Annotated in this window: 19 protein-coding genes; 15 read left to right on the forward strand and 4 right to left on the reverse strand. The window is 58.0% G+C overall.

Annotation, left to right across the window (positions count from 1 at the left end; translation table 11 throughout):
- The first annotated feature begins 3 nt into the window (after positions 1–3).
- From VZ068_RS06490 to VZ068_RS06500, 3 genes are all read left to right on the forward strand, one after another.
- Positions 4–1,713, forward strand: coding sequence for a site-specific DNA-methyltransferase (locus VZ068_RS06490; RefSeq protein ID WP_349657197.1), 1,710 nt, complete (start codon positions 4–6; stop codon positions 1,711–1,713).
- On the forward strand, positions 1,713–4,448 hold the full coding sequence (locus VZ068_RS06495) for a DEAD/DEAH box helicase family protein (RefSeq protein WP_349657198.1): 2,736 nt from the start codon (positions 1,713–1,715) through the stop codon (positions 4,446–4,448). Before VZ068_RS06490 ends, VZ068_RS06495 begins: the two co-directional genes overlap by 1 nt.
- A gap of 281 nt (positions 4,449–4,729) precedes the next feature.
- Positions 4,730–4,999 carry a hypothetical protein gene (locus VZ068_RS06500; RefSeq protein ID WP_033836303.1) on the forward strand — a complete coding sequence of 90 codons (270 nt, stop codon included), beginning with the start codon at positions 4,730–4,732 and terminating at the stop codon, positions 4,997–4,999.
- 5 nt (positions 5,000–5,004) lie between these two features.
- Here the strand turns inward: VZ068_RS06500 and VZ068_RS06505 are convergent, their stop codons facing one another.
- Positions 5,005–5,634, reverse strand: coding sequence for a TetR/AcrR family transcriptional regulator (locus tag VZ068_RS06505; protein WP_349657199.1), 630 nt, complete (start codon positions 5,632–5,634; stop codon positions 5,005–5,007).
- A gap of 174 nt (positions 5,635–5,808) precedes the next feature.
- Here VZ068_RS06505 and VZ068_RS06510 point away from each other — a divergent pair, with 174 nt between their 5' ends.
- From VZ068_RS06510 to VZ068_RS06545, 8 genes are all read left to right on the forward strand, one after another.
- The gene (locus VZ068_RS06510; protein WP_349657200.1) at positions 5,809–6,597 is read left to right on the forward strand and encodes a histidine phosphatase family protein; all 789 of its coding nucleotides are present in this window, start codon (positions 5,809–5,811) and stop codon (positions 6,595–6,597) included.
- Positions 6,597–7,469, forward strand: a complete 873-nt coding sequence (locus VZ068_RS06515) for an NAD(P)H-hydrate dehydratase (RefSeq protein WP_349657201.1) — start codon at positions 6,597–6,599, stop codon at positions 7,467–7,469. Before VZ068_RS06510 ends, VZ068_RS06515 begins: the two co-directional genes overlap by 1 nt.
- Before the next feature lie 1,170 nt (positions 7,470–8,639).
- Positions 8,640–9,977 carry an ABC transporter permease gene (locus tag VZ068_RS06520; protein ID WP_349657202.1) on the forward strand — a complete coding sequence of 446 codons (1,338 nt, stop codon included), beginning with the start codon at positions 8,640–8,642 and terminating at the stop codon, positions 9,975–9,977.
- Positions 9,978–9,985: 8 nt separating this feature from the next.
- Positions 9,986–11,215 carry an FtsX-like permease family protein gene (locus VZ068_RS06525; RefSeq protein ID WP_349657203.1) on the forward strand — a complete coding sequence of 410 codons (1,230 nt, stop codon included), beginning with the start codon at positions 9,986–9,988 and terminating at the stop codon, positions 11,213–11,215.
- Between the two features lie 308 nt (positions 11,216–11,523).
- Positions 11,524–12,900 carry a radical SAM protein gene (locus VZ068_RS06530; protein WP_349657204.1) on the forward strand — a complete coding sequence of 459 codons (1,377 nt, stop codon included), beginning with the start codon at positions 11,524–11,526 and terminating at the stop codon, positions 12,898–12,900.
- 19 nt (positions 12,901–12,919) lie between these two features.
- Complete coding sequence (locus VZ068_RS06535) at positions 12,920–14,116, forward strand: HEXXH motif-containing putative peptide modification protein (RefSeq protein ID WP_349657205.1); 1,197 nt, start codon at positions 12,920–12,922, stop codon at positions 14,114–14,116.
- Between the two features lie 533 nt (positions 14,117–14,649).
- The gene (locus VZ068_RS06540) at positions 14,650–16,773 is read left to right on the forward strand and encodes a peptidase domain-containing ABC transporter (protein ID WP_259166173.1); all 2,124 of its coding nucleotides are present in this window, start codon (positions 14,650–14,652) and stop codon (positions 16,771–16,773) included.
- 17 nt (positions 16,774–16,790) lie between these two features.
- Positions 16,791–17,411 carry a hypothetical protein gene (locus tag VZ068_RS06545; RefSeq protein ID WP_349657206.1) on the forward strand — a complete coding sequence of 207 codons (621 nt, stop codon included), beginning with the start codon at positions 16,791–16,793 and terminating at the stop codon, positions 17,409–17,411.
- 162 nt (positions 17,412–17,573) lie between these two features.
- Here VZ068_RS06545 and VZ068_RS06550 read toward each other — a convergent pair whose 3' ends face one another.
- A complete protein-coding gene (locus VZ068_RS06550; RefSeq protein WP_349657207.1) occupies positions 17,574–19,928 on the reverse strand; it encodes a GH92 family glycosyl hydrolase in 2,355 nt (784 codons plus the stop codon).
- A gap of 405 nt (positions 19,929–20,333) precedes the next feature.
- The gene (locus tag VZ068_RS06555; protein ID WP_349657208.1) at positions 20,334–20,525 is read right to left on the reverse strand and encodes a hypothetical protein; all 192 of its coding nucleotides are present in this window, start codon (positions 20,523–20,525) and stop codon (positions 20,334–20,336) included.
- 105 nt (positions 20,526–20,630) lie between these two features.
- Between VZ068_RS06555 and VZ068_RS06560 the strand changes: the two genes are divergently transcribed.
- The 3 genes from VZ068_RS06560 to VZ068_RS06570 all read left to right on the forward strand — a co-directional run bounded on the left by VZ068_RS06560 (position 20,631) and on the right by VZ068_RS06570 (position 23,482).
- A complete protein-coding gene (locus tag VZ068_RS06560; RefSeq protein WP_349657209.1) occupies positions 20,631–21,260 on the forward strand; it encodes an alpha-ketoglutarate-dependent dioxygenase AlkB in 630 nt (209 codons plus the stop codon).
- 210 nt (positions 21,261–21,470) lie between these two features.
- Positions 21,471–23,180 carry an FAD-dependent oxidoreductase gene (locus VZ068_RS06565; RefSeq protein WP_349657210.1) on the forward strand — a complete coding sequence of 570 codons (1,710 nt, stop codon included), beginning with the start codon at positions 21,471–21,473 and terminating at the stop codon, positions 23,178–23,180.
- Positions 23,177–23,482: a UBP-type zinc finger domain-containing protein gene (locus VZ068_RS06570; protein ID WP_349657211.1), complete on the forward strand. Its 306-nt coding sequence runs from the start codon at positions 23,177–23,179 to the stop codon at positions 23,480–23,482. The genes VZ068_RS06565 and VZ068_RS06570 overlap by 4 nt, the downstream gene beginning before the upstream one ends.
- A gap of 348 nt (positions 23,483–23,830) precedes the next feature.
- On the opposite strand, the gene VZ068_RS06575 is transcribed toward VZ068_RS06570, so the two are convergent.
- Entirely contained in the window at positions 23,831–24,577 is a 747-nt protein-coding gene (locus VZ068_RS06575; RefSeq protein ID WP_259166164.1) for an EAL domain-containing protein, read from the reverse strand.
- A gap of 147 nt (positions 24,578–24,724) precedes the next feature.
- Between VZ068_RS06575 and VZ068_RS06580 the strand changes: the two genes are divergently transcribed.
- Positions 24,725–25,363, forward strand: coding sequence for an HD domain-containing protein (locus VZ068_RS06580; protein WP_349657212.1), 639 nt, complete (start codon positions 24,725–24,727; stop codon positions 25,361–25,363).
- Positions 25,364–26,062 lie beyond the last annotated feature (699 nt).

Here is a 26,062-nt window from a genome sequence, read left to right on the forward strand (position 1 = left end):
GTCATGAACAAACAAAAACTAGAACTTACTTGGATCGGGAAGGAGAAGCGGCCTAAGCTGGAGCCGCGAATCCTGCTCGAAGATCCAGATAAGTCATATCACGCCAAGCATCGCGTTTCCAACAGCGACATTTTTGAAAATCGGTTGATTTTCGGGGACAACCTGCTGGCACTGAAGGCCCTTGAGAACGAGTTCACCGGTCAGGTGAAGTGCGTCTTCATCGACCCGCCGTACAACACCGGGAGCGCATTCACTCATTACGACGATGGACTTGAGCACTCCATTTGGCTCGGGCTAATGCGTGACCGGCTGGAGATCATCAGGCGCCTGCTATCGGAGGACGGCTCGCTTTGGATCACGATTGACGACAACGAAGCGCACTACCTCAAGGTGCTGTGCGACGAGATTTTTGGGCGATCAAACTTCGTTGCGTCAATGGTATGGGAGAAAGATAGCGGCCGTAAGAACGATACTGATGTGTCTTCGTCGCACGACTACGTTTTGCTGTTTGCGCGCAATCGGGGTGTCTGGCGAAAGACTCGCAATATGCTTGATCGGTCCGAGGATCAGCTCAAACGATATCAGAATCCTGACAACGACCCTCGCGGACCGTGGCGGCAGGGCGCAGACGGCACCGCCAAGAGCGGCGGCGAAAGTTTGCTGTATCCCATTACGCTGCCTTCAGGTCGGGTAGTTACACCTCCAAGTGGCAATTTCTGGCGCTTCAGTCGCGCGACATTCGAAATCGCCCTCGCGGAGGGCCGCGTTTATTTTGGCAAGGACGGGAATCGACTACCAGTCATCAAAAAGTATCTCACTGACATTCAAGAAGGAGTCGTTCCCAAGACTTGGTGGCCTGCTGAGGAAGTTGGCTCCAACCAGGAAGCTCGTCGCGATCATTTGCGGAAGCTCTTGCCAGACATTGAGCCATTCGCCACACCAAAACCCGAACGCCTAATAAGGAGAGTTCTGGAGATCGCCACTAACCCGGGTGACCTCATTCTTGATTCCTTCGCTGGTTCCGGCACCAGCGGCGCGGTTGCGCACAAGATGGGCCGCCGCTGGATCATGGTGGAACTGGGCGAGCACTGCCACACTCACATCATCCCGCGCCTCAAAAAGGTGATTGATGGCGAGGACAAGGGCGGTGTCACGGAAAGCACGGCTTGGCAGGGTGGCGGCGGCTTCCGCTATCACCGCCTTGCCCCCAGTTTGATCATCGACGACCGCTGGGGCAACAAAGTCATCAATCCGGAATACAACGCGGCGCAACTGGCCGAGGCGCTGGCCAAGCTGGAAGGCTTTGCCTACGCCCCGTCGGAAACGTATTGGTGGCAGCAGGGCCACTCCAGCGAGCGCGATTTCATCTATGTCACTACGCAGAACCTGTCCGCTCAGCAGTTGCAAGCCCTGTCTGACGAAGTCGGCCCAGAGCGCAGCCTGCTGGTGTGCTGCGCCGCTTTCCACGGAGTCACAGCGGCCAAAGCGGCCGAGCGCTGGCCGACTCTGACGTTGAAGAAGATTCCGAAGATGGTGCTTACCCGCTGCCACTGGGGCCATGACGACTACAGCCTGAATGTGGCTAACCTGCCAATGGCAGAGATTGAGAAAGCTGAGCCTGCGGCACTTGGCAATAGCGCCAAGAGCACTAAGAGCAGAAAATCGGCCCTCGTCAACGCGGGACAAGGCGGCCTATTCGGGGAAAAAAAATAATGAACGCTCGCATCCTGCACGCAGTCACCGGTCGCCTGTCCCTTCGTCCGCCTCAAGCAGATTCGCTCACTAAGCTAGTTGGCGCACTCGACGCCGCGCCCGAACTCTTGGGCCACGAGCGAGATGTCCCGGCGATTCTTTCCACGTTAAAGGCGGAGTTCAGCACGCTTGAGGATTTCGAGCGCGAGTTTCCGTCACTGTGCTTTGCGCTGGCAACAGGCGTGGGCAAGACGCGCCTGATGGGAGCCTTCATCGCGTACCTGCATCTGGCCCACGGCATCAACAACTTCTTTGTACTCGCGCCCAACCTGACGATCTACAACAAACTCATTACGGACTTCACACGCAACACGCCGAAGTACGTGTTCAAGGGGATTGCCGAGTTCGCGCAGCAACCGCCGCTGATTATCACCGGTGACAACTACGACCAGACCGGCGCGGCGGTAGATGATCAGCCACAGGGCTTCGCTCACGATGTGCGCATCAACATCTTCAACATCTCCAAAATTAACTCTGAGGTACGCGGCGGTAAGGAGCCGCGCATCAAGCGGATGAAGGAAGTGCTTGGCGACAGCTACTTCAACCATCTTGCGAACCTGCCTGACCTAGTGCTGCTTATGGACGAATCGCATCGCTACCGCGCCAGTGCGGGTGTGCGTGCCATCAATGAGCTGAGGCCACTGTTTGGTCTGGAGGTGACGGCGACGCCATTCGTGGAATCCAGCAAAGGGCCGGTGCCGTTTAAGAATGTGGTGATGGACTACCCCCTGGCGCGTGCGATGGAGGATGGCTTCGTCAAGGAGCCTGCCGTGGTCACCCAACGCAACTTCGATGCCAAGGCGCATACGCACGAGGAGATCGAGAAGACCAAGCTGGAGGATGGTGTGCGCCTGCACGAGACGACCAAAGTCGAGCTGCTCACCTACGCTCGCGAGAATAGCGTCAAGCTAGTTAAGCCTTTCATGCTCGTCATTGCTCGCGATACCACGCACGCAGGGCAACTCCTGGCGCTTCTGGAGTCGGAATCCTTTTATGAAGGTCGCTACCAGGGCAAGGTGATTCAGGTCGATTCCAGCCGTACCGGCGCGGAAGAAGAAGAGATGATCACGCGCCTGCTGGCCGTGGAGAGCGTGGACGAGCCAACCGAGATCGTGATTCACGTCAACATGCTCAAGGAAGGTTGGGACGTGACCAACCTTTACACCATCGTGCCGTTGCGTGCCGCCAATGCCCGCACGCTGATCGAACAGTCAATCGGGCGTGGCCTTCGACTGCCCTATGGCAAACGCACAGGCGTAGCAGCGGTGGATCGCTTGAATATCGTCGCGCACGACAAGTTCCAGGAGGTCATCGACGAGGCCAACCGCGGCGATTCGCCAATTCGCCTGAGGCAGGTCATCCTCGATGCACCGAGCGCCGACGACAAGAAGGTCAGTGTGCAGGTCGAATCCGGGGTAGCAGCGCGTCTCGGTTTGACGGAAGAGCCAGTAGTGATCACAGGGGCTTCAGCCATGGACAGTGGAGCGCAAGTCCCCGCGCCCAAACCGGTGTTCACCACGAAGGCGGAGAAGCAGGCCGCGCGTATGGTCATGGACATCATCACCAAGTACGAGGTCAAGCGCGATCTGGTGCCCACTAGCAGCGCGCTGCTGAAACCTGAAGTGCAGAAGGAGATTCTCGCGGAGGTGTCGGAGCGGCTGAAGTCGCTGCAAGGTGAACTGTTGGCGGGTCTGGATGAATCAGTCCCGGTTCTTGACTTGTCTGCCGTGGTGGCGAAGACAACGGAGATCGTGGTGCAGCAGACTATCGACATCCCGCGAATCGCTGTGGTGCCGGCTGGCGAAGTTACGACAGGCTTTTACGCCTTCAAGCTGGACGTGAGTCAGCTCCATCTCCAGCCTGGTCAGCGCGAGATCGTCATCCATAATCTGCGCACCAACGAACAGGACACCCTGGCCGCCGAAGTTGGGATCAAGGAGCAGCGCCCTGAGGACTACATTGTCCACGCACTGGTGGACTTCGACGACATCGACTATTTCACGCACGCAGATTTGCTCTACGACCTCGCAGCGCAGATGGTGCAGCACTTGCGCGGTTATCTGTCCGATGACGAGGCCATCAGCGTCCTTGATCGTGACCGCCGCCTGATCGCACGGGAAATCCACGCGCAGATGATGGCTCACTTCTGGGAAGAGGCGGCGGAATACGAGGTGCACGTCAGTCGCGGCTTCACTGAGCTCAAGTCGTGCAACTACACCGCTACGGCAGGCCAAACGGCCCACAACTTCCGGGAGACCGTGACTGAGACTAGTCGCATCAAGCAGATGCTCTTCGGAGGCTTTACGCGTTGTTTGTACCCGCTGCAGAAGTTCGATTCGGACACTGAGCGTCGATTCGCTATCATCTTGGAGCGCGATGCACTGAAGTGGTTCAAGCCTGCGAAGGGGCAATTCCGGATATATTACAAGCTTGGCACCGAGCAGCCGGAGTACATCCCCGACTTCGTCGCCGAGACGGACGCGATCATTTTCATGGTTGAGACGAAGGCGCGCGCAGACATCAACACGCAGGAGGTTCAGGCCAAGGCCGCTGCCGCCATGCGCTGGTGCAGAAGCGCAACCACTTACACGGCAGGAGTCGGAGGCAAGTCTTGGAAGTATCTGCTCGTCCCCCATGATGAGATCAACGAGTCAAGGCGGCTTTTGGATTACCTGCGATTTGAGGTGTGCGAATAAGATCTTTGGTTTTACTTGACAGCTCAGGATGCCGATAGCAATCTTTCCGTACGGAGCCTCGAAACTCCACGTGTAGCGGTACCCACCTCCGACAAACCGGTGGGTTTTTTGTGCCTGCTTGTTTAGGGGTGCAACCGACGTGATGCCTGCGTCGGGAGGGCGGCTAATACAACACCCGCAAGGGGAATACGCCCGCCGGCTACACGCGGTTTCGAGCCTCCCGACTTCCCGTCCATCGCCTTGCGGCGGGCGGGCTGATTCCATGGAATGAGGAGCAGGCCATGTCGGACGTTGTACGCGATGCGCAGTCACATCCGGGCTACTACCTGCCAGAAGGCGCGCAATACCGTTTGCAGCAACTGCGCGACCACATGCGCTTTCTGGCGCGTCTGGCGCAGCCACGCACGCAGGCCGAAGAGCAGGCGCGGCAGCCAGCCATCTGCATGGACGAGTTGGCGTTTTGTCTGGAGCTACTTGCCGATCAGATGACCCATGCGCTGAAGCAAGTGCAGTGGCCGGCGAGTCTGGAAGAATCAGGCGGAAAGAAGTAGCGCTCCTACACCGGCGCAGACTTCAAAATCCCCGACAAACTCTCGCGCAGGATCAGCTGCAGATGCATGCGGTTGAGTTCCATTCCGCTGGTCATCACGCTGTGCAGGCCGCCGCACATGGCGGCGACGGCGAAGACGCGGGCCTGGAATTCCTGTTCGCTGCTGGCCGGGTCGGCGTGGCCGCGGAGCAGGCGCTTGAGCAGGGCGCTGAGGTGTTCGATCAGCGATGCGCTCTGTCGGCGCATGAAGGCGGCCAGCACCGGGTCGCGCAGGGTGGCCAGGTGCAGTTCCAGGTCGATGCGGGTGCGCTTGATGTTGATTTCCTGCAGCAGCCATTCTTCGAGCAGGCCGGCGATGAAATCCACCACGTGCACGTTGGCCGGGCGTTCCACCAGCCACATCTGGCGGATGGCGCGCATGTAGTTGCGCTCCAGCAATGCGCGCACCAGCGCGTCCTTGTCTTCGAAACGTTGCAGCAGGCTGCCGCAGCTGACCTTGGCGCGCTCGGCGATCAGCTCGAAGCTGGTGGCGCCCAGGCCGATGACGTCGATGCACTGCTCGGTGGCGTCCAGCACCTCTTCCAGCAGCAGTTCTTCGCGCTCTTTTGCCGTGCGCAGCGACAGGACGTTGGACATGGGGCGGTAGATCAGCGGGGGGCTGCAGTATAGCGGCGCGGCGTTAGTCGTCCGTTGCGTTCGCTTGCTGATAGGCCATCAGTCATGGATGCGCGTGCGTATTGAAACGCCGGTCACAGATGCGCTGGTCGACCATGTTTTCACGGCGGCTGTGCGACACCTGAGGCCGACGTTGTGCAGGAGAAGCATGTGAGTGAGAACAGTGCGGTAGCCGGTGTCTCGGCGCAGTGGCCGGCGCGGTTGTGGGTGGTGCGGCATGGGCAGAGCGCAGGCAATGTGGCGCGCGATGTGGCGGAAGCCAATGGTGCGGCGCTGATCGACCTGGAGCATCGCGATGCGGATATTCCGCTCTCGCCACTGGGCGAGCGCCAGGCCGAGGCGCTGGGGGCGTGGATGGCCGGTTTGCCCGAGCACGAGCGCCCGACCCTGATCCTGAGTTCCACCTATGTGCGTGCGCGCCAGACCGCCGCCGCGGTGGCGCGTGCGCTGGGGCAGCCGGCCGAGTCGGTCAGCGTGGACGAGCGTTTGCGCGAGAAGGAATTCGGCGTGCTCGACCGTTACACCACGTCCGGTATTCGAGATGCATTTCCAGCGCTCTTCGAGCAACGCAACCTGGTGGGCAAGTTCTACTTCCGCCCGCCCGGTGGCGAAAGCTGGTGCGATGTGATCTTCCGGCTGCGCGCCATCGTGGGCGATCTGCAACGCAACCATGTGGGCGCGCGGGTGCTGATCGTGGGGCATCAGGTGATCGTCAATTGCTTCCGCTACCTGATCGAGCGGATGGACGAGGCCACCATCCTGGACATCGATCGCGAAGGCGATGTGCCCAACTGTGGGGTCACCGGGTATGCGGTGGCGGCCGACGGGCAATCGATGGAGTTGCTGCACACCAATTTCGTGCCGCCGGAGCTGGCTGATGAGCCGGTGACCACCGAGTCCGATCGCCCGGCCGGCGCGCGCTGATGGCCGCCCCGCGCGTGCGCCTGCTTACCGCCGCGGCCTTGCGGTCAATGCCGTTGCCGGCACCCGGCGGCGACAAGGAGCAGCGCGGGCGCGTGTTGATCGTGGGTGGCTCGATGCGCGTGCCGGGCGCGGCGTTATTGGCCAGCGAGGCGGCGCTGCGCACCGGTGCGGGCAAGTTGCAGATCGCCACCGCCGTCAGCGTGGCGCCGGGCATGGCGTTGGCGGTGCCCGAAGCCCTGGTGTTGGGATTGGCGCAGAACGCGCACGGCGAGATCGTGCGCGGGAACCGCGCGCTGGATGCGGCGATGGCGGCCTGCGACGCGGCAGTGATCGGGCCGGGCATGGCGTCGTCGGCCACCACCACGGCGATGGTCAGGCGCGCTTCCGAACAGGCGGTGTGCACCTTGGTGCTGGATGCCGGTGCGTTGTCGCGCGGTTTGCGGGCGCCGATCGGGCGGCCATTCGTATTGACGCCGCATGCGGGCGAGATGGCGACCCTGGCCGGCGACGACAAGGCAGCGGTGGAAGCGGCGCCGGGGGAGTACGCGCTGAAGTTTGCGCAGAAGCTGCGCAGCGTGGTGATCGTCAAGGGCGCGGACAGTTTTATTGCCGGGCCCGACGGTGCGTTGTGGATGCATCGCGGAGGCGCATCCGGGTTGGGCACGTCCGGGTCTGGCGATGTCCTGGCGGGATTGATTGCGGGTTTTGCCGCGCGTGGCTGCGATGCGGTGGGCGCTGCGTTATGGGGCGTGTTTGTGCATGCGGCGGCGGGCAGGCAGTTGGCCAGGCGGATCGGGCCGGTGGGGTTTCTGGCGCGGGAGCTTGGGTTGGAAGTGCCTGGGATTTTGGATCGGTTGGCACGTTATGGATGACTCCACTGGCGCAGGTCTAAGCTCGCGTACACGGCCTAATGCCTGCGGAGTGTCATGTGCTTCGCCTTCATCAGGCTAATGCATCTATCAGGCGAGAATTTTTGCTTAACGATACTTTCCATTGAAAAAGCGGTCTATCAATCGGGCGAAGCGTTGGCTGCACGCTATTTGCTTTGAGGCTAAAGATCGGTGATCTGCGCTCATCCTTGCTTGTTGGTGGGCGCAAAGGTTAGTGGTGGGCCGTCGCTCTTTGTGCGCTCACGCTAGATTCAACTGGGGAAGCGGTCCGTGTGCCAGATGCAATGGCTACAAGCATCAGCAAAAGAGCGAGCTATGTATGCGGGAGATATGCTGCGGCACCACACTGCAGCATCTGTTCGCGTCCAGATCGCGCTGGCCAACGAGCAGCGACGCGCGCAGACTGCCCTCTGGTTAAAGGTGCGGCAAACGGCCAAAGTCACACTTTTGGATCAGCACCGCAGCGGCTAAGAACTGGCGCAGGCAGAACCTCAAGATGAGTATATCTAGCTATGCTTGCACAGTAATCCGTCTATGCCTCAAGCCAAGATCCCTGGCGTGAGGTGGAAGTATGACTTGTGCCACAAAAACATGTGATCTGCTCTATAAGCAGTGCGTCACTCAAAAATTTCATGATTCGGTACCATTCTTTACTTGAAGTCTTGAGAGAAGTAAGTTACAAGGAAGTTGTGGCTTATGGAGTGCTACAAGGAGGCAAGGATGAATGATGCTATCGATGCAATGTGTGACCACCATTGCATGCAATACAGCACTTACTCGGCGTATACGCATCCAATATGGGGTGATCTATAAAGGTTGCCTGCAATCAACCCACTGCGTAAAAGTTCCCTGCGTGTCTTGGGGCCGGACTAGCATGGGATGCTCAAAATATTGAATCGCATGCTCGTTGAAGGCGGCTTTGCGTTCTATGGGGCGTGTGATCTCGTGAGTTAAACAGTGCGGGGTTTACGTTGTCGGGGGAGGAGCTTGGGCAAAGATCATGGATCCTTCCACTAAGAAAACTATAGGTATCACTTGTGCGTCCATTTTAATTAAAAGTGACTAATATGATGCTTTCTTACATGTGGTTGATCATGAGCTACATTAACCAATATTTTTCTAAGGGACATCTCTAACGGTAAGGATGATCGAATGATTTTCTTAGCCCGTCGCCCCTTGCTGCTTTCATATCATTTGCAGTACGGCCTATTGAGCCTGCGTCGCAATGCTCTGATTACTATTTTGATGATTTTGGCTATTGGTATCGGCATTGGTGCAGTCATGACGACATTGACCGTATTTCTGGTGGTTTCTAAAGATCCGATGCCTGATCGTAGTGGCCGTATATTCCATCCGCGAATGGATGCGCAAGATATGGCAGGATTCAGCCCCAACGGCGAACCGCATGACCTCATGACGCGCCAAGATGCTGAGCAGCTGCTGCGCGAAAAGCAAGGCGTCCGACAAGCATTGATGGCGGCTGGCTCTGTGATTGTGGAGCCGCCCGACAATGCTCAAATGCCTTTCCGCCAGCGCATACGTTATACATCAGCTGACTTTTTCCCCATGTTTCAGGTTCCATTGGCTCAAGGCCAAGTGTGGACGGCGGCGGATGATCAATCTCTTGCACGTGTTGTAGTGTTAGGCGAAGTTCTGGCAAACAGCCTGTTTCCGGGTGCCAATAGTATCGGAAAGATCTTGAGGTTAAATGGTGTTGATTTCCGTATCGTGGGAGTCATTGGGCCATGGGAGGTACATCCAAAATTTTACGACCTCAGTCGGGAAGGTGGTTTTAGCGACTCAGAGCAGATCTTCATTCCTTTCTCTACGTCGCGTGAGTTGCGGATGGGGACAGCTGGTAGCATTACATGTTGGGGTGGTGCTGACACTCAGGAAGGGCGTCTCGGTGTCAACTCTCCTTGTGCATGGGTGCAGTACTGGGTGGAGCTTGCTTCTGCCGCCGATGCTGACGCCTATATCGCATACTTGGAGAACTATTCCGCGCTGCAGCGACGAAATGGCCGTTTTCAGCGACCCGTGAATGTGCGATTAGACAATATCACCAGTTGGCTGAAGTACAAGAGAGTGGTGCCTAGCGATGTACGCCTGCAAACTTGGCTTGCAGCCGGGTTTCTTTTTATCTGCTTGCTTAACACCACTGGGCTTCTGCTGGCTAAATTCTTGCGCCGAGCTCCCGAGATTGGGCTCCGTCGTGCACTTGGCGCGCCGCGAAGTGCGGTGTTTCTGCAATGTCTGGTGGAGGCCGGCATTGTTGGTATTGCAGGTGGGTTAGCGGGCCTGCTGTTTGCATGGATTGGTTTATGGGCAGTACGCCAGCAATCAGCGGGTCATGCTCATTTGGCAATGATGAATGCCTCTACCTTGGTCTGGGCAGTTACCCTTTCTATCCTTGCCACTCTTATCGCCGGCTCATTTCCTGCTTGGCGTGCATGCCGAATTGCACCTGCTAGTCAGCTCAAGAATCTTTGAGGTTTCGAATGTATATTCACCCGATCTTGTCCGCCCTTCGTCACCATAAGATTATCGCAGCCCTAATCATTCTTGAGATCGCCTTTGCCTATGCGGTTATTTGCAATGCAGGGTTTCTGATCGTCGAGCGGGTGGCGCGAATCCAGCGCCCGACAGGCATCGCTGAAGAAGCATTACTGAGGCTTCAGCTCAGTCCGGCTAGTCAAAAAGATGAAGATTCCCTTGCACAGACGCGTACCGATCTCCTGGCACTGCGTGCGATTCCAGGCGTACTTTCCGCGACCGTTGTCAACCAAATTCCGTATGGCGATTCGTCAACAAACAGCGCCGTAAGCATGCGTGAGGATCAAGCGACGCCCACTTTGGACGCCGCTATCTATCTGGCCGGGTCAGGGGTCATCCAGACATTGGGTCTGAACCTAGTCGCAGGTCGAGACTTCACTGGTGACGACTACGTTGACTGGAAGTCCACCGATATTCCAGGTGAAGTCGTTATTCCAACGGCTATCGTGACTCGTGCGACGGCGGAGCGGCTATTTCCTGGCGAAGATGCCATAGGAAAGTCATTTTATAGCTGGGGAGGGCAGCCGACCCGGATTGTCGGCATCGTTGAGCGCTTGACTCGTCCAAGTGAGGTGGATGATCCAATCACCATGGATTATTCAGTTATATTTCCAGTTAACCTTCCCTACACTTCAGGGGCCAACTACGTGCTCCGTACTACTCCGCAGGATAGTGAGGCTACTCTGAAGAGGGCACTGCAGGCACTTAGGCTGGCTGGGCCGCCACGCGTATATGGCCTGAACAACGGCACTATAGAGTCACTGCGCGATCGGTACTATCGTACCGATAAAGCAATGGCTGGTCTTTTAGTACTTGTCTGCACCGGATTGTTGATCATCACGTTGGCTGGGATTCTCGGCCTCTCAAGCTTCTGGGTCCAGCAACGAACTCGTACTATTGGTATACGCCGCGCCTTAGGAGCGACACGGAAACAGGTATTGCATTATTTTCAAGTGGAAAACTTGCTTTTGACGACGGTCGGGTCGTTTCTTGGCATAGCCATGGCTATTGGAATGAATCTGCTTTTGATGGGCTATTACGAACTTTCTCGTCTGCCTATCGAGTACTCACTGCTTGGAATTATTTTGCTGATACCGCTGGGTCAACTCGCAGTCCTCCCTCCTGCAATGCGGGCAATAACAGTTTCGCCTGCTATTGCTACGCGCAGCGCCTGACTGTTTTTTTCAGCGCGGTTGGCTTTTAGAGCTAGTGAAGCAGAGCATTGGTGTGCCAGCGTCTGGCATGCTCAATCTGGTGCCGGCCCAGGATGTTGCCGGAGTAACAGTAGGTCTACCGGAATAGAAGTTCTCAATCACTCTCTACAAAGACAATGGAGGTTTCATGGACAGCAAGTTAAAGAGTCTCGCAGAGCGCCTGAAGTCAAAGATTGAAGGTTCCTCGAACTCACTCATGAATGTAGGGGATATGACTGACCTGGTCGATGCCCATTTGGACATGGTCAGTGCGGCCCACGGATCCGCCCATGGCTCTGCCCATGCATCAGGTGTGCCACAAGAAGTGCTGTAGTAAAGTCTCACAAGGTGAGGTACCGGCATACCTGCCGGTACCTTTTAAAGCCCAGCTTCATTGCATATGCAATCCCGATAAGATCGATTCGTCTGCATTCACAGGAAGTGTGCGAATGTCTCCTCCATTTCGAGGTAACAGCATTGATGTTGTGTTGAAGCTAGCTGAGCGTTGTAATCTTGCATGTCCATACTGTTATTATTTCGAGCAGGAAAACAATATATCCGAGCTCAGTCGGGCGCTGATTCCTGAGCAGACAGTCATCGATACTGCCAGCTTCATACGCCAGGGCGTATTGGATATGGGTATCGAGAAAGTCTATCTGGGCCTGCATGGAGGCGAGCCTACATTGCTTCCTAAGGTACGTTTCGACCGCTTGTGCCACATTCTCCGTAAATCGCTGGACAGCTGTACACAACTGCACATTGGTATGCAGACAAACGGAACACTGATTGACGACGAATGGGTGGACTTGTTCGCTAAGCACAGTGTCATGGTTGGTGTTAGCATAGATGGGCCAAAAGATATTCATGATCGTCAACGCCCAGATCGTCGCGGGCGCGGTAGTTATGAGAATAGTGTCCGTGGATTGAAACTTCTCCAAAAAGCAGCTAAAGAGGGCCGTATTCCACCTAGTGGGGTACTTTGTGTTGCTAATCCAGAATTGCACGGAGGTGAGCTCATCCGTCATTTCGTTGAGGATCTCGAGGTCTATAGCCTAAACCTGCTACTCCCTCGCGAAGGCCATGATAGTAAGTTTTTGCAGCCTCAAGAGAAATGGATGCGCTTTTTTGATGAGGTTATCGAGTACTGGTTGAATCCGAGTAAAGAAAAGCCTGTGCGCATTTACCTGCTTACTGAAATCATCCTTGCACTGATGTCCGAGCAATATGCTGAAGGTTTGGATTACCGGCGTGCCAATCGCCACGGCGTCATAACGGTATCAGCCGAGGGGTTTATCGGTCCGGATGACAACATCATGGCGCTCGACAGATCTTTTTGTCCAACCGATGTGACCGTGCGAAATACCAGGATGGCTGATTTCTTCGCTGGGTCAATGTGGCGAGCGTTGATCGATAGCATTGATAACCCACCGCAAAAGTGTGATGTATGCGAATGGTATCGCACGTGTCGTTCTGGTGATTTATTTAATCGTTATTCTAAAGATAAGCAATTCGATCAACCCTCGGTGTTCTGCCAAACTCTCGATTCCATCCATTCGGCATTGGCTAGCGTAGTTGCTCGTCGGGAAGGTGCGATGGATATCATGGCCGCAATTCTTTCAAGCGAACCACGATACAAGGCGCGGAACTTTCATGTAAATGGTATTTGAGCTTAAATGAGAGGGTTCAATGGACGTCTTTCGCTATTTTTCCTCGCCAATGGAAGGCGATTATCGATCACTCGCGGCGGAATTGGTGACTCTTCAATACATCGCATTCTGCCAACAAGTGCGCGATCGCATCGGCTGTCATCGTTATGCAAACTTGATCGAAGTTATGCTAGAGAGAATAAGATCTAGGGAGGCGTCTAGTGCATACTGGACTCCTGAGGTTAGTAGTATATTTGCTGGCTTGCACCCTGCTGTAAGACCTTCTTGCCGATCTGCAGATAATGATTGGCTACTGGCTCAGGTGGTTATCAGTGGCCTGATTACCGGTATATTAGATGAAGTTGCTATTGATGTTGAACTGCAGTCTCCTGTATTGATATGTGGTAGATCAATTGAAGGGCAATGCAAGCTGCATGCTGACAATAAATCAATTTCATTGACGCGGAAAGATGGGAGAGGATTGCTGTTGCACTGCATCGGCGACAGCGACAGAGGTCCGTTGTGGGACCATGTAGAGCGCCCATCAAATTTTATAAAAATTGATGGCCAATCGGCGATACGGCTCGTCGGCGACTCTTGGCATCGAATGGAATGGATAAACGATAGATGCGACGTTGAGACAGATTTCGTAAGTGCCGCAGAGCAACTACAATCGGCTTTGCAACTACTGCGTGAGGGCTCACCAAAATATGTAGGATGGGTCTGCGCATTGCTAAGCGAAATAACGCCTATAGTACGTCCGGCGGCAAATATGATAAGTAGTAATTCATCTGCTTTACGTATGGGTGGTATCGACGTCGCAGTGCCCGCCTCAGTCACTGAAACTGCTGAAATGCTTGTTCACGAGTGCTCACATCAGTATTACCATATGTGCGGTTGGCTTGGATCAACTGTAATTCCGGGCGCGCGCTCATACTATTCACCATTGAAAAAGTGCGACCGGCCTCTTGACCGAATATTGCTGGGATACCACGCTTTTGGCAATGCTATGATTGTATTTGACCATATGGCAACAGCGGGATTAAACCAAGAAGTACGCGCACGTTGGTCGACTGTGGCTTGCTATATGCGGGAACTTGCCGCGCCGCTGCAAGACCATGCAGAGCTAAGTGAGCTAGGTATCGCACTATATGAGCCACTGCGGGATCGGTTAAAATCGTTGCGATTTTCTTCGCTCACCGAAGTTTCTGATCAATTCGCCGCAGGTCTTTCTTAATCTAACATTGCTTGCCTAGCCTACTCACCATTGTAGAGAATTAATGCGCCCCGACCCTATTGAATCTCGTCCATTTTTTCGCCCGGAGGCTGAGCAGTATAGGCGTTTGAGGAGTTTCGGTAGCATTGATTTGTTCCGGCCACTCCCAGTGAGATTAGTAACGTTACTGCCGCTAGGTGCGCTGATGATGGTGATGCTAATTGCCGTAAATCTGCGCGTAGCTCCACGTGTTGAGCTAGCAGCCTCGCCGGCGTTAATGGCTAACGACGGTTTAGAGCTTCTATTGACTACGGGTGATCCACACTATTTCCAGGTGGGAGGCAAGATTAAACTTATTGGCGCTAGCGGAAGAATAAGTGGTGCACGCATTACCTCCGCTATTGCTGTGCGCTGCACCGTACCTACACGTTCGAGCCACTGCTTACGCATCCAAATAAAGGCCTTGACGAGCTTGCCGATAGAGCCTTTAGTGGCTGTAAGAGGTGTGCCAAGGAAATTATTTTCCCTTTCATCTTGATCAGGATGGTTAGCTGATGTCGCGTAAGTGCAAGACGCCAATGATATACCAGGCCGAAAGTAGTGAATGTGCACTGGCATGTTTGGCTATGGTCGCTGGATACCATGGTCTTGACATCTCCCTGCTTGATCTTCGTAAGCGATTTCCGATCTCTCAGAAGGGTGCAACACTGCGCGACATTGTTGAACTCGGCGAGAAAATTTCGCTTAGTACGCGATCTGTTCGTTGTGAAATGTCTGGGCTTTTCCGATTAAAGCTACCTGCTCTCCTTCACTGGGATTTTGAGCATTTTGTGGTGCTTGTCGAAGCCCGGAGGGACAAATTTATTGTCCACGATCCTGCAAGCGGTGTTCTCCAGATGTCCAATGATGAGGTTTCTAATCACTTCACCGGGATTGCGTTGCAATTAACACCAAGTGCGGATTTTCGTGTAGGTCGGGAGGGTGAGCGGTTTACCCTTCTTGCTTTTCTTAGCGGTAGACGTGGTATTGCCGGCTATGTTGCCCAGGTGCTCTGGCTTACTTTATTTCTAGAAACATTTGCTTTGCTCAGTCCTTTCCTGTTAAAGACTGTGATTGATACAGGTCTAAAATACCGAGATCTGGATTTTATTGCGTCTATAACGATCGGCTTTGCCGGAGTGGCCTTGTTGCATGGGGGTATTACTCTTGCTCGCGATTATGTAATGCTGCATTTTAGCTCGTCTTTCAATAAGCAATTCATGAGCCACTTGATAAGGCATATGCTTCAACTCCCGCTAAGCTTTTACAGCAAGCGTTCGGCCGGTGACTTGGTGGACCGGTATCAATCCACTAACGCTATCCGACAGGTTTTGATAGGTGCCTTGCCGCGCGTCATGCTTGATGGGGTGATCGCCGTGGTCGCTCTAGCGATCATTAGTGCGCTATCAGCAAAGCTTGCGCTTATTGCGATGATGACATTCGTGGTTTATCTCTTGATGCGAATGACATTTTTTGGTCGCACCCGACTGTTAACCGAGAAAGCGGTGAGGGCACGCTCAGAAGAAAATTCGCATGTTATTGAAACCATCAGAGGGATGCAGCCAATTAAAATTTTCGCTAAGGAACATGAGCGACTCAGCGCCTGGATTAACCAATACAGCCGCTTGGTGGAGGCCGACATGCGATCAGGATTAGTGAGCTCTACGCAATCCGCCACGAAAGTAATGCTTTTAGGTTTGGATTTGTCCGCGAGTGTATACTTGGGCGCGATCCAAGTGGGTGCGGGGCAAATTAGTTTGGGTTTACTATTTGCCATATTTGTTTACAAATCCCATTTTTCGGTAAAGTCCATGGCATTCGCAGAGCAAGTCATGGAGTTGCGACTTGTGGGCTTGCATATGGATCGACTTTCCGAGATCGCTTTGGCGCCAATAGAGAGGGATTCAAGTCAGAAAGGCGGCCTGCCAGCCTCTTTTTCCCATGATCTTCATGTTGAGATGATTGATGTTACCGCACGCTTTAGTGCGTCTGAGGGTGACGTGCTCTCAGATGTTTCCCTGGATTTTTGGCAAGGTGAATTTGTCGCCATCACCGGGCCTTCGGGTAGCGGAAAGACGACGCTATTTAAAGTTCTGCTTGGGTTGATCGAGCTGACTAGGGGGCAAATTCGCATTAATGGTGAGGATATCCACAGCTATGATCTCCAGCAGTATCGCCGGATGTTCGGTGTGGTCATGCAAGATGACACCCTGTTGTCAGGAAGCATTATAGACAACATCGCATTTTTCGAGTCGAGTCCAGACGAAGAACGTGCTCGGGCATGTGCCCATACAGCTCTGATCCTTGATGAAATAGATGCTATGCCAATGAAATTCAATAGCCGCATAGGCGATCTAGGTTCAGCTCTTTCCGGTGGGCAGAAGCAGCGCATTCTTCTGGCGAGGGCTCTTTATCATGCACCCAGAATTTTGTTGCTCGACGAAGGGACTGCAAACCTGGATGAAAATTTGGAGCATAAACTTCTTGATAACTTGTCGGCACTCGGAATTACTTGCTTGTCCATTGCGCATCGTCCGGAAACTATTCGGAGGGCAAGTCGCGTGTACCACGTTGAAGCAGGAACTGTCCGCATAGCTACTAGTCAGGGACTGATTGGTTCGTCTCTTGCCATCCAATGACCGCAGGAAGTTCAGAAATGGGTATTAGACAGCTTCAGCCGCGTTCGCAGAACAATTCTGCCAGATTAGGGTTGTTCATTCGTTTGTGGGACCTCCCGTTGGACGAAATGCAGATGGTTAGGATTGCCGAAGAAGCTCCTATGTCGCAGAGACGCTCCGAGTTCGGGAATCTTAATAACGATGGCAACCCGTTTCCTTCTCAGAGCTGTCTGGCCTCACGCTTTCATCCCAATTTTTTGGATGTTGTTGAACCGGGAGTTAAAGATCTGCTGGTGGCGATCGCGTTTGAACATAACCTGGTAACTTATACAAGTTGCGAAGGCCACGACTATCGTCCTGTAGGACACATGCCGGACGAGCGGCATGTCGGCATCGTGCCGCGCAGTAGTCAGGAGATGGATCTAGTTGTTAACCTGTTCAATTCCTTAGGGTGTATGCTAAATGCGCAGTTGTCTTGCGAGCCTGTGGAGATTGCGATGATGGTGCATTCTGTCAGGGAAGACCATGTCGTTTACCCGGCAGTTGACCTTTACCTAAGTAAGCGATCTTCAGCAGATTGGGACGATTACTTCTATAGAGTTGACGCAGCTACTGAGTGTTTAATAAAAGCGTTGAAGGAAGCTCCTTCCATTGGTTGAAGAAAAACTGACTTAAGTATGCTATTTGGAGTGGTGCTTTAAATATTTAGGGCCTTTTGATTTTCTGAGTTTTTTAAGAAATACAAGGGTTTTTATTTTTGTTTGCCAAGGCGGCGAAAGCCACTTTAACTTGTTGGCCTTTAGGTGCCTGTGTCAGCCGTTCTAAGGTGTTGAGGTGGACATCGAATACGGCCGCTGCGCGGGATCGGTGGCCCATTGCGTGTTCGGCGTGGCCTGCATGCGGAAGCGCAACTCGCCGCCGGCCTGGATTTCCTCGTGGGTGAGGTAGGTGCGATTCAATGCCTGGCCGTTGAGGGTGGCGCTGCCGATGTAGCTGCGCGCCTTGCTCAGGCCATCGGCGATCACGCTGAAGCGCTTGCCATTGGGCAGGTTGAGCGTGGCGCGCGGCAGGAACGGGCGGCCGATGATGTACTGGTTGCTGCCCGGTGCAACCGGATAAAAGCCCAGCGTGGTGAACACGTACCAGGCCGACATCTGGCCGAGGTCGTCGTTGCCGGCCAGGCCTTCGGGGCCGGCGTGGTACTGGGTGTCCACGATCTGGCTCAGCCGCGCCTGGGTGCGCCAGGGCTGGCCGGCGTAGGCGTACAGATAGGCGACATGGTGGCTGGGCTCGTTGCCGTGCGCGTACCAGCCGATCAGGCCGGTGATGTCTTCCATGTGCTCGAACACCTTGGGGTCGACCTTGGCATCGAACACCGCATCCAGGCGCGCGAGCAGTTGGTTGTCGCCGCCATGTGCGGCTGCAAGTCCTGCGACGTCCTGCGGCACATACCAGGAGTACTGCCAGGCATTGCCTTCGGTGTAGTCGCTGCCGTAGCCGCTGGCCGAGGGGTCGAACGGCGCGCGGAAGTTGCCGGCACGGGTGCGCGCGCGCATGTAGCCGGTGGCCCGGTCGAAGGTGTGCTTCCAGTTGCCGGCGCGCTTGCTGAATTCGGCGGCGATGGCGGGCTTGCCGAGTTTGTCGGCCATGCGCGCGATGGTCCAGTCGTCGAAGGCGTATTCCAGCGTCTTGGACGCGGCTTCGCCTTCTTCGTCGATAGGCACATAGCCCAGCTCGCGGTACTGCGCGATGCCGTCGTAGGGGCCGTAGTTGGCGCTGGCGACCATGGCATCGAGCGCTTCGTCGGCATCGAAGCCGCCGATGCCCTTCATGTAGGCGTCGGCGATCACCGGCACGGCGTGGTAGCCGATCATGCACCAGGTTTCCAGACCGTGGAACGCCCAGACGGGCAGGATGCCGTAGGCGCTCTCGCGGCGCGAGGCTAGCAGCGAGTTGACCATGTCGCTGCTGCGTTGCGGCGGCTGCACCAGGGTCAGCAACGGATGCAGGGCGCGGTAGGTATCCCAGAGCGAGAAGGTGGAGTAGTTGGTCCAGCCATGCGCCTGATGCACGGCGTTGTCCGGCCCGCGGTACTGGCCATCGCTGTCCATGAACAGGGTGGGGCCGAGCAGGGTGTGATACAGCGCGGTGTAGAGCTGGGTGCGTTGTTGCGGCGTGCCTTGCGCGTCGATCGCCGACAGCGCCTGCGTCCACTGCGCGCGTGCATCGGCGCGCACGCGGTCGAAATCGAAGCCGGGCACCTCCGCATCGAGATTGGCGATGGCGCCGGCTTCGCTCACTGGCGAGAGCGCGACCTTGACCACCAGCGGCGTGCCATCGTTGGCGACATCGAACACGCCGACCAGTTGCCGGCCTTCGATCTGTGCGCGCTGCGCGGGATTCTTCTCGCCCGGCGGCGGAAAGCCCTTGTACGGGACGTTCTGCTCGGTGTCGTGCAATTGCGTGGCGGTGAGCGGGCGGGAGAAGCGCATGGCGAAGTACAGCTGGCGGCCGGGTGCCCAGCCGCGGGTTTCGCGAAAGCCGGTGACGGTGCCATCGCCGCGTACGCGCAGCCGCGACCACTGCACCTTGCCGGGGTAGTCGTACAGGCTGGTGCGCAGGTCCACCAGCACATGCGCCGGTACGCCCTTGGGGAACTGATAGCGATGTACACCCACGCGCGCACTGGCGGTGAGTTCTGCGCGGACGTTGCGGTCTTTCAAGGTGACCGCGTAGTAGCCGGGCTGCGCCTGCTCGCTGGCGTGGTCGAACTGCGCGGTATAGCCGCTGCCGGGCTTGGTGATATCGCCGCGTTCGAGTTTGACCTCGCCAACCTGCGGCATCAGCAGGACATCGCCCAGGTCCGAATGCCCGGAGCCGGAAAAGTGCGTATGCGAGAAGCCCACGATGGTGCTGTCGCTGTGTCGGTAACCGGCGGCCCAGCCATAGGCCTCCTTGCGCGGCTTGATCTGCGTGTCCGGGCTCAGCTGCACCATGCCGAACGGCACCGTGGCGCCGGGATAGGTGTGGCCTTCGCCACCGGTGCCGATGAACGGATCCACTGCGCTGAAGGCGGCCTCGGCCGCGCGCGGGGCTGCGTTGCCGGCAGTGACAGCAAGGCTGGCAAGCAGCACCAGCCAGCGCAGACGAGAGGATGCGATCGATCGGTGCGGCATGCGAAACGTCTCCGGGCGGATGCAGCGCCGGACCGTAGCACAGCGGCGTTGCCGGCCACAGGCATTACGCCGTGAACGACCAAGTAGTCGCTGTTGCGGCCGCTAGCGCCATATGTGTTGGCGATGCTTGGCAAAGCGAGTACGAAAGCAGCGGCGCAGCATCTTACCGAGCACGAGGAGTCGCGGTATGCGGCTATCGCGTTGAAGATTCCGCATCGGGATGCTTCAACGCGTGCGTCTGTGCCAATCAACATTCGCCAATCAACGACATCGAACGCCGCTATCGTCGATCGATGTACGTGACCAATGTTGCGGGCGGCTCGCCGGGGCCTTGACCTTGCCGGAATGTTTGCCGCTGACGTACACGACCAGAACTTCTACGGCACGTCCGCCAGATGCGCCGCTTCATTCGGTGGCGGTATGAAACGCCGCTTCGCTGCGTGCGGCCGACACCACGTGCGCCACGTGCTCGGCAACGGCAACAACAACTTGGTCAGCGCAGCTGGACGGGTCGCAAGCGAAGGCCTTGGCAGTAGAGGTGCGATGCACGGCACGAGGCGGCAACTTCCAGAACTGAGCACGCGATGTAAATGACATGCGGTCTGCATCTATCGCAGCACGAAACTGAACTGGTCGGGTTGGCGCACTGGATACCCGCATCGCGCAGCTGAAATCTCGGACACACGCCCGCATATGGCGCAGATGGATTTGTTCGACACCCCCGTCGCGCCCTTGCAGTTACTGGACGATGCCGAAGGCGGTGTGCGCTATTGGCCGCAGCTGCTGACGCCCGCACTGGCGCTGGCGTGCTTTGCGGCACTGCGCGAGCGCGCCGACTGGCACAGCCAGCGGCGTGAGATGTACGATCGCGTGGTGGAGGTGCCGCGTTTGCTGGCCTCCTACCGGTTGGACGACGCCTTGCCGCCCGGCCTGCCGCTTCAACGCCTGCTGGAGACGGTGCAGGCGGTATTGCCCGCCCCGTACAACGCGGTGGGGTTGAATCTGTACCGCGATGGACGCGACAGCGTGGCGATGCATCACGACGCACTGCACACGCTGGTTGCGCCATATCCCATCGCGCTGCTATCGCTAGGGGCTGCAAGGCGCATGAATCTGCGGGCAAACGATGGCCGTAGCCGGGCCATCGCCTTGGAGCTGGCATCGGGCAGCCTGTTGGCGATGAGCCATGCCTCGCAGCTGACTCACACCCACGGCATCCCCAAGACCAGTCGGGCCGTGGGCGAACGCATGAGCGTGGTGTTTCGCGTGCGCCCGGCCGAGCGCATGGCGGCAGGCCAGTACGGCCCGCATTGGCAGCCGACGCAGCGGTAACGCGCACGCTTGTGTCCGTTTGCACGGTGACGCTCCGCTGGGCGCTGGCCGGTGCAGGCGGCGAACATGTTGCTTTGAAAGCGGCCTGCGCTCGCGTGCGCTTGCCTCTATGTTGCGCCCGGCATGGCTGACATTGCCCATTTCGGGTGATTGCCATTGCCGTCACCACTGGCCATGCTTGCATGCAATCCCCCCAAACGCTGCCGATCCATGCCTCTGGACGCTACCCGTCACCATCAGATGTTTCCCGAGCTGGACGCGGGCCAATTGGCGATCACGCGACGCTTCGCCAGCGGGCCGGCGCAGCGGTTCGACGCCGGCGAGATCGTGTTCGAAGTCGGCGATGCGCACGCCCCGGTCTGGGTGGTGCTGGAAGGCGCCATCGAGGTGGTGCGTCGCGACGGGCTGGGCAACGAAAAGCCGATTACCCGGCACACGCCCGGCCAGTTCACCGGTGAGGTGAGCCAGCTGGCCGGGCGCGCATCGCTGGCGGCTGGGCGTGCCGGCCAGCAGGGCTGCCTGGCGCTGCCATTCGACACCGCGCATCTGCGCGCGCTGATGATCAGCTCGGCCGAAGTGGGCGAGGTGGTGATGCGCGCGTTGATCCTGCGCCGGGTCGGCCTGATTGAAGGCGATGCGTCGGGCTCGGTGTTGATCGGTGAGCCGGACGACCCGCATCTGACCCGTTTGCAGGGCTTTCTGACCCGCAATGGTTACCCGAACACGGTGATCGATGCCTGCGACGAGGAAGGCCGCGCGTTGGTGCAGCGCTTCGGCATCCAGGAGCAGGATCTGCCGGTGATGGTGTGCCCCAGCGGCCGGGTGCTGCGCCAGCCCAGCGATGCCGAAGCTGCGCATTGCCTGGGCATGACGCCGGATATCGACCCGGACAAGCGCTACGACGTTGCGATTGTGGGCGCCGGCCCTGCGGGTCTTGCGACGGCGGTGTATGCCGCGTCCGAAGGTTTGTCGGTGCTGGTGATGGACCAGCGCGCCATCGGCGGCCAGGCCGGCGCGTCGGCACGCATCGAAAATTATCTGGGCTTTCCGACCGGCATTTCCGGCCAGGCGCTGGCCGGCCGCGCCTACAACCAGGCGCTGAAATTCGGTGCCGAGCTGGCCATCCCGATCGAGGCGGCAACGCTGGAATGCGGTCGCGACGATGGTGCGCTGCATCTGGACCTGGCCGATGGCAAACAGGTGTTGGCCAGCACCGTGGTGATCGCCTCGGGTGCGCGTTATCGACGCCCAGAAATTGAAGGGCTGGAGCGCTTCGAGGGCCATGGCGTGTCGTACTGGGCCTCGCCGGTGGAAGCGCGCCTGTGCGAGGGCGGTGTGGTGGCCCTGGTGGGCGGCGGCAATTCTGCAGGGCAGGCGGTGGCGTTTCTGGCGCCGCGCGTGAAGGAGCTGCACCTGATCATTCGCGGCACGGGGCTGGAAGCCTCGATGTCGCAATACCTGATCGAGCGCATCGCCGCGTTGCCCAACGTGCAGCTGCATACCGGCACCGAAGTGACCGCGCTGGAGGGCGACCACGATCGCGGGCTGCAGGCGGCGGTGCTGCGTACGCGCGATGACGGTGCAACCACGCGCGTGGAGTTGCGGCACCTGTTCTTGTTCGTCGGTGCCGACCCCAATACCGGTTGGCTGCAGGAGTGTGTGCAGACCGACAAGCGCGGCTTTGTCGTTACCGGGACCGCGCGCGGCGATGGCGTGCCGGCGTGTCTGCCGCTGGAGACCAATCGCCCCGGCGTGTTCGCCATCGGCGATGTGCGTGCCGGCTCGGTCAAGCGCGTGGCTGCCGCCGTGGGCGAGGGCGCCGCCGTGGTCGCGCAGATCCATCAATACCTGGCCCATCAGGCCAACCCGGTGCCGGCTTCCGAACTGGCCAGCGCCAATCAGGAGTCGACCACCGCATGAGCCACCCTTGCACCCATACCACGCAGATCGAAGACGTCACGCCCAGTGCGCGCGGCTGTGAAGAGTGTCTTGCCATCGACAGTGCCTGGGTGCATCTGCGCCTGTGCCGAAGCTGCGGCCATGTCGGTTGCTGTGATGATTCGCCGCACGAACACGCCACGGCGCATTACCACGCCACCGGCCATCCCATTATCGAAGGCTATGACCCGCCCGAAGGCTGGGGCTGGTGCTACGTAGACGACGTGGAAGTGGAGCTGCGGGACCAGACGCCGCAGCTGGGGCCGATACCGCGATATGTATGAAGGCGGCACTGGATGGTTGGCGGAGTCGCTGTTGGGCTACCAGGCGCCGCCGGGAATCGGGAATCGGGAATGGAGAATGGGGAATCGTAAGAGCGCATGCCTCTGCTTGGTGTTCCTTGCGAGCGCCTTGCATGGTGATTGCGTTTGATGCTGGTCGCTCTGAGCGTGCGTTATTGGGTGATTGACCGGCGCGCAGGCGTGCACGCGGTAGCCAGTGTGGCCAACACGACGTAGCGGGCGGTCATCAGAGGGTGTGCTGCGGGCGGCGCGGCCGGAACCGCTGTCTACGCGTGTCGATTCCGGGCGTCAGCCGCGCAGGCCTGGCGGATGCGCATGCGTTGTTAGCGCTTACGCCGGCCACTGCACCTGCGGTAGCGCTCCGATCTGCGGACGGGCGAACAGGTAGCCTTGTTGCAGGTGAATGCCCAGGTCGCGCAGGGTGCGGTATTCGTCGGCTTGTTCGATTCCTTCGGCAATGACGGCGATGCCGAGTTCCTCGCACATGCGGGCGACGTGGCGCACGATGGCCTGGCGGCTGCGGTCGGTGTCGATGCCGCGGATCAGTGCGATGTCCAGCTTGAGCAGGTCCGGCTGGAAGTCGGCCAGCAGGCCGAGCCCGGCATAGCCGGCGCCGAAGTCGTCGATGGCGGTCTTCAGGCCGCGCGCCTGGTAGGTGCGCAGGATCTCCAGCAGATGCGCCGGATCGGCGAGGTGTTCCTGCTCGCTGACCTCGAAAATGATCGCATCCAGCGGCCAGCCGTGTTGCGCAGTGGCCGAGAGCGTGGCGCGCAGGCAGTGCTCGGGGTTGTAGACCGCATTGGGCATGAAGTTGATCGACAGCAAGGCCGGCAGCGCGATCTGCGCGGCGCATTCGATCGCCTTGATGCGGCAGGCCTGGTCGAAGGCGTAGCGGTTGCGCTCATCCACGGCGGCCAGGATGCTGCCGGCCGACTCGCCATTGATGCCGCGCACCAATGCCTCACCGGCATAGATGCTGCGCCTGGCGACATCGACGATCGGCTGGAAGGCCATGGTGATGGCGGTGGGAAATGCTTGGCCATCGCGGCAGGCGTTGCAAACAGGAACTTGGGTCATGACGTAGACACAATCGTGCGGTGTGGATCGAGCCTAGTCCTATCGGCCGCAATGGCGCGTCATTGAGCCAATTGCGCATCGCAGCATTCTCACCCTGCGTGTGGTCTGGCTCGGGGATAATGCGACATCCCTCGCATCGGACGCCCCATGACCGCTCTCACCGAACGTTACGCTCTGGCCGTGGACTACGCACGCATCGCCCATGCCGGACAGGTGCGCAAGGGGACGCAGATTCCGTACCTGAGCCACTTGCTCGGCGTGTCCACGCTGGTACTGGAGTGCGGCGGCGATGAAGAGCAGGCGATCGCCGGCTTGCTGCACGATGTGGTGGAGGACTGCGGCGGCGGGCACGAGGCCTCGATCCGTGCGCAGTTCGGCGATGCGGTGGCCGACATCGTGATGGCCTGCACCGATGCCACGGCCGAAGACAAGGCCGAGGTGGACAACACCGAGCGTGCACGCAAGCGCGATTGGCGCGAGCGCAAACTGGCCTACCTGGAGCATCTGCGCAAGACGCCGGAGCGCGCATTGCTGGTGTCCGGTTGCGACAAGCTCTATAACGCGCGCAGCATCGTGCAGGACCTGGAAAACCCCGCCGTGGGCCAGGACATCTTCAATGTGTTCACTGCCGGCCGCGAAGGCACGCTGTGGTACTACGGCGAGCTGGAAGCCATCTTTCGTACGCGCGATGCCGCCACAGCGCGGTTGTTCACCGGTGTGGTGACACGCATGCAGGCATTGGCCGAGACCGGCGAGCAGCCGGTGCCGGCGCATGCGTTGGGGTGATCGGGCTGTAGAGAGGCTGATCCGCGGCCTGGCTGCAGGGCCTTACCCGCCCACCATCGTAGGGCCCCGCTGGAAGTACGTTCCGCCAGGCGCTTACGCGGCATCGATGCCGCACCACCAGTTTTTTATCAAGCGACCGACCAACTCTCTGGTGCGGTGTCCTCGCCGCTTGCGGGACCGTGTGGCGGCATGGATGCCGCCACCGAGCCTACATGGACGTACTTGCGGCGTGTCCCGCGAGCGATGAGGGCACCGCGCCCTCGGCGCTGCGAGTTTGCTGCAGGGCCCTTGCCCGCCCACCGTCACGGGACACGCTGCAAGTACGTCCTTGTAAGCTCTTACGCGGCATCCATGCCGCGTAAGGTCCCGCGACGGTGGGCGGGCAAGGACCAGTCGGGATGGTCGGTGTGCAGGGTTGCAAGCAATGCATGGGATGCTTCTGACTCGCTAGCTCATTGCAGTTCTGTGGCCCGCACCAGCAAACCACAACTCGCGATAACACCAGTTTCTTATCAAGCGACCGACCAACTCTCTGGTGCGGTGTCCTCGCCGATTGCGGGACCGTGTGGCGGCATGGATGCCGCCACCGAGCCTACATGGACGTACTTGCGGCGTGTCCCGCGAGCGGTGAGGGCACCGCGCCCTTGACACCGCGAGTTTGCGGCAGGGCCCTTGCCCGCCCACCGTCACGGGACACGC

The sequence above is a fragment of the Xanthomonas sp. 10-10 genome, from assembly GCF_040182365.1.
Taxonomy (GTDB): Bacteria; Pseudomonadota; Gammaproteobacteria; order Xanthomonadales; family Xanthomonadaceae; genus Xanthomonas; species Xanthomonas arboricola_F.